The sequence below is a fragment of the Enterococcus thailandicus genome (genome assembly GCF_001886265.1).
GTDB classification, from domain to species: Bacteria; Bacillota; Bacilli; order Lactobacillales; family Enterococcaceae; genus Enterococcus_B; species Enterococcus_B thailandicus.
Genome location: NZ_JXLE01000007.1, coordinates 134,439 through 142,012 on the forward strand (window position 1 = coordinate 134,439; position 7,574 = coordinate 142,012).

Genomic DNA, 7,574 nt, shown 5'->3' on the forward strand with positions numbered 1-7,574 from the left:
GGAGAAAAATTATGTATGATGCATTTGTAGTCGCTTTGGCCGTTTTTATTGGAGTTGCTGGACATGAAATGTTCGGGATGTCCATGCTGAGTCGTCCGATTGTTGTTGCTCCGTTAGTAGGAGCGTTGATGGGGGATTTGCAGACGGGGTTGATTGTCGGGGCGTCACTAGAAGCCATCTTTATGGGTGTCGTCAATATCGGAATCTCTAGTACGGCGGAGCCTTCTTTGGCTGCTGGGCTGGCTACAGCGTTCGCAATCAAAATGGGAGGAAACGTGGATGCGATTATTCCCATTGTCTTTCCACTAGCAGTATTAGGATTACAGTTAATGAATATGATTTTTTCTTTTGTATGTGGACCGATGGCTGCTAAATTTTTCAAATTTGCAAAATCTGGTGATCAAAAAGGAATCATCAATCTGCACTTCTTTATGTGGTTTGTCCACTATGCGCTTTATGCTCTTATTCCATTTTTTGCCGTTTTATTTGGAGCAGATGTTGTCAAAAGCGTCTTGGATAATATTCCAGAGGTCATCATGAACGGATTAACAGTCGCTGGAAATCTGCTGCCGGCAGTTGGGATGGCGATGCTGTTACGGATGCTTTGGAGTAAAAATATTGCTGTGTGGTTTTTCTTTGGGGCCGTTGTTATGGCGTATCTCGAGTTACCATTGATTGCAATTGCCGCAGTTGGAACGATTATTGCAATTGTTATAGCCCAAAGAGATCTACAACTAAAAAATATATCTGTTCATGCAGTTCAAAGCGATGCTGCTGTAAATGCAACGCTTGACCAAGAAGAGGAGGATTTCTTTCAATGAAATTAGCTGATGGAATTTCTAAAGATGAGAAAAAATTGGTTCGAAAGATGTTTTGGCGCTCGATGACCATGTATGCTTCGGTGAATCCGGTGACGATGGGCGGCGGTGGTTTCGCCTATTCTATGATGCCCTTCATTAATCATTTCTACAAAAGTGAAGAAGATCGAGCTGCGGCGCTGGAGCGTCATACACAGTATTTTTCGACGACCATTCCTTGCGCGTCCTTTGTCATGGGGATTGCGGCATCGATGGAGAAGGAAAATTCTGAAAAAGCTGGTTTTGACGTGGAAAGTATCAACGCGATCAAAACGAGTTTGATGGGACCATTGGCTGGAATTGGCGATTCATTGTTCTGGGGAGTTTGGCGTGTCGTTACCGCGGGACTAGCGATCAACTTAGCCAATGCCGGAAATATTTTGGCACCAATTATCTTTTTAGTTATGTTCAATATACCTAATTACTTGATGCGATACTATGGCGGCGTTTTAGGCTATTCATTAGGCTCTAAATATATTGAAAAGCTGTATGCGAACGGGTTAATTGAAATTCTGACAAAAGCTGCTAGTATCTTGGGTCTGATCATGGTAGGCGCAATGACGATCAGTATGGTCAAATTCAATACCGTTTTGAGCTTTTCAATGAAGGGCGAAGAGCTAATGAATGTCCAAGAAATCCTCGATAGTATTTTTAAAGGAATTGTACCTTTATTGGTAACATTGGGCTGTTTCAAATTACTAGATAAAAAAGTCGGCGTCATCAAAATTATTTTTGGAATGGTCGTGTTGGGAATTTTATTGTCATTACTTGGAATCGCATAGTAGAAAGCTGCAGCCTAGTAGCTGCAGTTTTTTAGCAAGGAGGGAAAAGATGACTATTAATGAAGTAATTCATTCTCCAAAGCATCCATTGTTTAATACCGAGTTAAACGACGGAATTGTGACTACCTCAAACGAATACAGCTACTATCGAAATATCCCTGATGTAAAGGGATTGACCTTTGATGTAAGTAATCAAAAGACATTAGCAAACCTTGATGTTTGCGGGACGATTCAAACGTTGACCTTTTATCGAGAAAATTTACTAACTGAGGAAAAACCAGGTGTTTGGGTCAATAAACAGCTCTCTCAAACCAATTCGTTATCCTTAAAGGTTGAAGTAAACGGGATTGTCTACCATTTGTCAGAATCGGATCATCGTATTGAAGTCGATGTGATTCAAGACTGTTTGCCTAGATATATTCATCATTATTCGACGTTTAAGGTCATTGTAGTATCCTTTGCTCCCATACTGGCTAATAAGCGTTTAAGTATGCTTGTTCAACAGGTTTACATTGTGAATGAAACACACGAAAGCCTTCAAGTTTCAGTGAAAGATGTGCCTTTGTATCAAGAGAAGTATTCGGATCAGCAAAATGTGTTGATTTCTCAAAAAGGAAATAAGGACACGATCGCACAACAGGAAGTGGCAAGCTTCGCCATTGCTTTTGTGGACCCAAATGCTTTTGAAGAAGTAATGACTTTTCAGGAATCTGATATCGAAAAATGGCTGAAGGAAACACTGAACTATTTTGCTCAGCTATTTGGGCAGCTGTCAATGCCAGACGATAGAGTTGTCCATCTCTATCGTCGTGCACTTTATCAAAGCTTTTCTAGTTTCGGTATGAATCGACAGGGACAGGTCGTCGGCAGCAATTGGGGCAGCTATCCTGCTACTAATCGAATTTGGAATAAGGATATGTATTACGCATCATTGCCATTCACCATGTTTGAACCGGAGTTATGTCAAAAAACGGTTCTATGGTTTGATCAATATGGCGTTAAGTTTCCTGGTTCAAAATTTACAGGAGGTATCAATCATTCTCTGAGTAATTCGTTATCCAGTGCGTTACTGGCTAGTCTTTATTTTGAACATACTGGGGATACAAAATTCTTTGAGCGGTATCCGCAGGTTCTACTGAATGCTTCAAGAATTATTGAGGACATATTAGCTCAACGTCGGTCAGGGGAACCAATGCTTTTTCCATCTGTTTGGTTATCAGACGCCTTTGCACTTGGAAAGTATCATACCGGCAGCAATCTTTGTCTTTGGAAGGCCTGTAGTGGACTTGCAGAAATTTTTGAAGTCCTAGAACAACTGAGTCTTAGCAAGCGATACAAAAACATCGCCTGTAAACTAAAGGAATCAATTTGTAAACAAATGACCATAGATGGTACTTTTGGGGAGCAATTTTTGGAGGGGATCGGTGATGAGGAGAAAACAACCTATTCAGTGAAGAACTATCAAAAACCGATTCTTGAGCAAGGGTTAATCTTTTTAAGTGATGTGATTGTGGATGGGAAAATCAATTTATTGATGCATGATGGAGAAGAATCAGACACTACGTTGATGCCTTTTTATCAATTTTTAGATAATAAAGATCCTTTATATCAGAACACCATGACCTTTTCTGCTAGTTCTTTCAATCCAACCTATAGCGAGGAAATCAAAGGCATCACTTGGGGATTAGAATCCGGCGCCACTTTTCCAGGCTTTATCACTGTTTTAATGAGTGATCTGCACAACCATCAAGCCTTCGCAACCCGATTAGAGGAGCTGATTTGTTTGGCAGATTTAGACGGTTCATGGTGGTGGTGGCCGTATCGCTTAGAGGCTAAACAAGGAGAAGTCGTGCGAGACTTTGGCTGCGGCAAATGCGGCTGGGCATCGGGCCTTTTTGTCAGTACAATGATCAGTCAATATTTCGGATTGAAATTCAAAAAAGGAGTATTGCAAATTGATCCTGTTGATAATTTAACGTTTTCTTGGAAAAATTTAAAGTTCGGTCAAGCCTTCATTTCGATTGAATGTACGCAATCCGAGTTGAGTATTTTAAATTTGTCAGAAAAGCCATTGAAAATAAGTGATACGAAAAAAATTCTTCACGTAGAAAAGGGAAAAACGATTCACATTCAAAGGAGAAAAAGATGAGTATACTAAAAAATATTACCCAATTTAAAAAAATCCAGAGTCGAGCAATCACTCCCGAAAATCCAACAGGCGAGAAAGGTAAAGCTGCGATGTTGCCAAGCGGGCTAGGACCAAGCCGCAAAGGTCGTGGCGCAATTCCGCTGACTTCTGGTGAAGAAACTGTGATTGCGGATATTACTGGAACGGGAATAATTCGTCATATGTGGATGACGATTCGTGATCGAACAGAATTTGGCAGTTTTGTTTTACGTGATTTAATCTTAAGAATTTATTGGGATGGGTCGGATAGCCCTGCTGTTGAAAGTCCTTTAGGGGATTTCTTTTGTAATGGGTTTGGAGAGCGTTGCGAGGTGAACTCGTTGCCGATAGTGGTTAATCCTACGGGGGGCTTTAATTCCTATTTCGAAATGCCTTTCCAAACATCCGCTAAAATTACGATCGAGAATTTACATCCGAAGGATATGTCCTCATTTTTTTATACGATAAATTACGCTTTGGTGGACGAATTGGAAGAAAATAGCCTATATTTTCACGCAAATTGGCATCGGGAACGCATTACCAAATTACAGGAGGATTATAAGTTAATTGATCGATTAAAGGGCCAAGGCTATTACGTGGGTACTTACCTTGCGCTTACCTGCCTAGAACGTTATTGGTGGGGCGAAGGCGAGTTTAAATTCTACATTGATGGGGATAGTGAGTATCCGACCGTAACCTCAACAGGTTCAGAAGATTATTTTGGCGGGGCGTGGGCCTTTCATGAGTACGATGAGTTCGGACGTCCACATGCGAAAAACTATTCAACAGCCTTTTTAGGGTATCCTTACCAATCAAATAGAGATGCCACAAGAGATCGTTTTGAAACGGGAAAATTGAATGCCGTTCATGCCTTTGGTGACGACGCAATGCCACGACATGGTCTTTATCGTTGGCATCTTCAAGACCCCATCTGTTTTACCGAAGATTTATCGGTCACTTTACAACAAATCGGCAACGATGATGTTCGCTTATTTGAGCGGCAAGACGATGTTGCTAGTGTCGCTTACTGGTATTCAACAGAAGCTTCAGGAAATACTAAACGTCATTTCACTGATCGAGAACGCTTGCCGCGTTAATGAAGTGTTTTTCACATATTCGAAGGGAGGAACCTATGATGATATATGGGGCAATTGAAGCTGGAGGGACTAAATTTGTCTGTGCAGTCGGTACTGAGGAATTAACGATTTTGGAAAGAGTCAGTTTTCCCACAACAACTCCAGTTGAAACAATGAAGCAGGTCATTGATTTTTTTAAACCTTTTAAGGAACAATTGGCAGGCATCGGGGTCGGCTGCTTTGGTCCAATTGATGTTCAATGCAAATCAACGAGTTTCGGTCATATCACATCAACACCAAAACTTGCTTGGCAAAATTTCAATTTTGTAGGAACGCTAAAGCAACATTTCAATATTCCGATTGAATGGACAACAGATGTTAATGCGGCTTGCTATGGTGAATATGTTGCTGGTTCTGGCAAAGGGTTAGCAAGTGTTGCATATTTCACTGTGGGAACAGGTATAGGAGGTGGTGCCTTGCTCAATGGGACTTTCGTGGAGGGATTCAGTCATCCGGAAATGGGTCATATGTTGATCAAGCGACATCCAAAGGACAATTTTTCAGGAAACTGTCCCTTCCATCAAGATTGTTTAGAGGGGATGGCAGCAGGACCAGCGATTGAAAAACGGTTGGGTGTAAAAGGCCAGAATTTATTGGCTGACGATTCGTTTTGGCAGATTGAAGCCTTTTACCTTGCCCAATGTGCATACAATACAACACTGATGTTTTCGCCAGATAGAATTATTTTTGGCGGTGGTGTAATGAAACAAGAACACATGAAGAAAAAAGTTCAGGATAAATTTGTTGAGCTTATAAATGGATATGTTGAAATACCACCAATTGATAGCTACATTATTACGCCCGAATTAGGTGATAATGCCGGAATAATCGGCGGATTAGCATTGGCCAGAAAAGCAGTAAGAAATAAGCAACCATAATTAATGAATGTTTCATTGATACTCATGTCAAAAGTATTTAACCGAGTAATCAAATGAAGTTGGATAAAGCGAAAATGAATTCAAATAAAAAGGCTCTAAGTCAAATCGTGTTGTTTTCATTAAATCACTGAAAGGAAATGCTTCTGCGTTTCCTTTTTTCTTTTTGTTGTGCGCTGTATACCTTGAGGATATTCACTGGTGGCGTACACTTAAATAGTAATATATTGTGTTACTTTATGTCTGTGGTAATAGTTATAGTTGCTTACCAATGTATGTTCATTTTTCGAAATGTTGACTTCATAATCCTTGGCTTAATGTTTGAATTTTTTTGGTGATAGATTTTTTCAGCCGTATAAAATAAATCGTAATTCTATTATCGAGAGTTGTGATTATAAAAAGATAGCAAGAAAAAAAAAGAAAGTTTCTATACATTTTAAATATTTTATTCCTATTTCTATTGCTAAAAAAGTAGAAATTCTATATTTACCTTTAACTCTCGCTTCTCTTGCAAATGTAGTTAGCTTAGCATTTTAATCGATAATAAACTCAGGTAGTTATATTACCTTGAAATGATTGATAATTTTGTAGTTTCTATTTTTTGCAAGAAATTCTTTATTTTAGTGAAAAAAAAGAAATTATTTCCTTGAAGGGGATAAGTTAGAAAAATATTATTATGGTTTGTTCTTCATTGGGAATCATCACTGTTGTACCTTATTACTTTTCTGTTTTTCTTATTAGAGAAAAATAATTTGAGAAGTAGAAAGCTTTTATTGGATAAAGCAATTATTTATATTTTTGAAACGAAAACTTTTCATTGCAATAATTGCAACAAAGAAATTTCAACGGGGGAAGAGGTTTGGACAAAATGGAAATTTCCGCCAAAAGTAACTGCTCCTCAATTGAAATCAATTAAAGAACTAGAATTTGAGAACGCACCGGTAATTTGTATGACATGTGCTGATGAAATATTTCGAAAACATTTTTGAAGGTTGAAATGTACACAGATTTAGCCAATCATTTATCCCTTTCGGAAAAGGAATAAGAACTAACCAGAGGGATAGGTAGGAAAGCTGGACTGAATGGCTTATTTCGCACTGATTATGGGAATATCAGTCAGTTTGGTTAATTGTTAGGGTTCAAAATACAGAGACAAACTCCAGGTCGGGTTTCGCCACAAGCGAATTACCCGATCTGGAGTTTTGTCTATTGCAGGAAGGCGTAGCCGGACTGCAGGAATAAAGCCCCCGGTTCTAACAGGGGGCTAACAAAGAACAGGAAACTGTGACAACTACCCATTGGGGAGTGTCCTAGCAGTATTTTCTTTGTCACGTGCTTATCAATCTTGTCACCTTATTTTGATGATGGATACGCTGCGTTTAACAGACGTTCTTTCTCGACTTCCATCACGAATGGCAGATAAAGATATTGTTGTTCTAGTAGATATTGATTGTCCTCTGTGTACTGATAAGAAGCTGTTTCTTTTGAATAGACCAACGGGGCAATTCGCACATCTCCGGTTGATTGATTGATCGAGTATAAAAGAATGGCTTTTTCAACTAGTTTCTTTGGCAAATGTTTCCCAAAATAGGAATAGGATTCTTGATTTGCTAAATAAACGAGTAAGCGATCCACACTAAAGTTTGAGAAGGTAAAGGGCATCATGTGCAGAATATGATTTTGATTATCATGGTGTAAATAGAGTTGCGCTTCTTTACCAAAATTGGTTGAACCAAGGTAAAGCTGCTTTTTCTCAT

The 7,574-nt window shown here is 39.2% G+C and carries 6 protein-coding genes and 2 pseudogenes; 7 read left to right on the plus strand and 1 reads right to left on the minus strand.

Annotation, left to right across the window (positions count from 1 at the left end; genetic code table 11):
* Positions 1 to 11 precede the first annotated feature (11 nt).
* From RV17_RS06870 to RV17_RS13780, 7 genes and pseudogenes are all read left to right on the plus strand, one after another.
* Positions 12 to 821, plus strand: a complete 810-nt coding sequence (locus RV17_RS06870) for a PTS sugar transporter subunit IIC (protein WP_002295012.1) — start codon at positions 12 to 14, stop codon at positions 819 to 821.
* On the plus strand, positions 818 to 1,639 hold the full coding sequence (locus RV17_RS06875) for a PTS system mannose/fructose/sorbose family transporter subunit IID (protein WP_002295014.1): 822 nt from the start codon (positions 818 to 820) through the stop codon (positions 1,637 to 1,639). Before RV17_RS06870 ends, RV17_RS06875 begins: the two co-directional genes overlap by 4 nt.
* 49 nt (positions 1,640 to 1,688) lie before the next feature.
* Complete coding sequence (locus RV17_RS06880; RefSeq protein WP_002295016.1) at positions 1,689 to 3,788, plus strand: hypothetical protein; 2,100 nt, start codon at positions 1,689 to 1,691, stop codon at positions 3,786 to 3,788.
* Positions 3,785 to 4,903 (plus strand): glycoside hydrolase family 172 protein, encoded by a 1,119-nt coding sequence (locus RV17_RS06885; RefSeq protein WP_002295018.1) that lies wholly within the window; start codon positions 3,785 to 3,787, stop codon positions 4,901 to 4,903. Before RV17_RS06880 ends, RV17_RS06885 begins: the two co-directional genes overlap by 4 nt.
* Positions 4,904 to 4,941: 38 nt before the next feature.
* On the plus strand, positions 4,942 to 5,820 hold the full coding sequence (locus RV17_RS06890) for an ROK family protein (protein WP_025477583.1): 879 nt from the start codon (positions 4,942 to 4,944) through the stop codon (positions 5,818 to 5,820).
* 137 nt (positions 5,821 to 5,957) lie between these two features.
* On the plus strand, positions 5,958 to 6,155 hold the full coding sequence (locus tag RV17_RS13815) for an accessory gene regulator B family protein (protein WP_071868827.1): 198 nt from the start codon (positions 5,958 to 5,960) through the stop codon (positions 6,153 to 6,155).
* Positions 6,139 to 6,374, plus strand: a pseudogene (locus RV17_RS13780) (hypothetical protein). Before RV17_RS13815 ends, RV17_RS13780 begins: the two are co-directional and overlap by 17 nt.
* A gap of 796 nt (positions 6,375 to 7,170) precedes the next feature.
* Here the strand turns inward: RV17_RS13780 and RV17_RS06910 are convergent.
* Positions 7,171 to 7,574: pseudogene (locus tag RV17_RS06910) on the minus strand (helix-turn-helix domain-containing protein); the annotation flags it as partial.